Below are 619 nucleotides of genomic sequence, written 5' to 3'. Positions count from 1 at the left end.
AACGTCACTCTTGACACTGTTACCTGTTGGTTTTCGTCGGTGGGGAGGAATTTTTCCGCACTAAGTGGGTAGTGCCGGGGGTGTTCAGTAGTCTGATTTTTGTGAGTCCTTATATTCGCACTGTCAAGACCGCTTCTGGGGCGATGGCGGTGCAGGTGGTGTTCTCTGAACGCAAAGGTGCGAAAAGGATGAAGCATATCGGTTCAGCGCATTCAGAGTCTGAGCTTGCGCTTTTGCGGGCTGAAGCTCAACGCATCGTCGATGGTGACCAACTCGCATTGGACTTCGGCGAGGTTAGACACATCCCTCCGGCAACAGGCAGCGTTTCCAACCCGCTGCCTGTAGTCGGTCAGCGGGCCGGATACTTGCTGGACTGTATTGATGCGTGTTTCAACGAGTTAGGTCTTGCTGCAGCAAGCGGTGATGATCCGGTGTTTCGCGATCTGGTGCGCGCTCGGTTGATTAATCCTGGCTCAAAGTTTGATTCGATCGAAACCCTTGCTGAAGTTGGGGTGACAAGCGCAAGCTATCGCACCATCCAGAGGCGTCTTTCCTCCTTCGCTACCGAATCGTTCGGGGAGATACTAACTCAAGCGTTGGCCCATCATGCAGGTATTGG

General features: G+C 53.5%; 1 pseudogene. It reads left to right on the top strand.

The annotated features are described in order from the left end of the window. Nucleotides 1–101: 101 nt before the first annotated feature. Nucleotides 102–619: pseudogene (locus tag HMPREF2635_RS05140) on the top strand (transposase); the annotation flags it as partial.

Origin of the sequence: Corynebacterium sp. HMSC035E02 (assembly GCF_001836065.1) — a bacterium.
GTDB classification, from domain to species: Bacteria; Actinomycetota; Actinomycetes; order Mycobacteriales; family Mycobacteriaceae; genus Corynebacterium; species Corynebacterium hiratae.
Note: the sequence above shows the minus strand (reverse complement) of the source record. Positions and strands in the feature narration are given on the sequence as shown.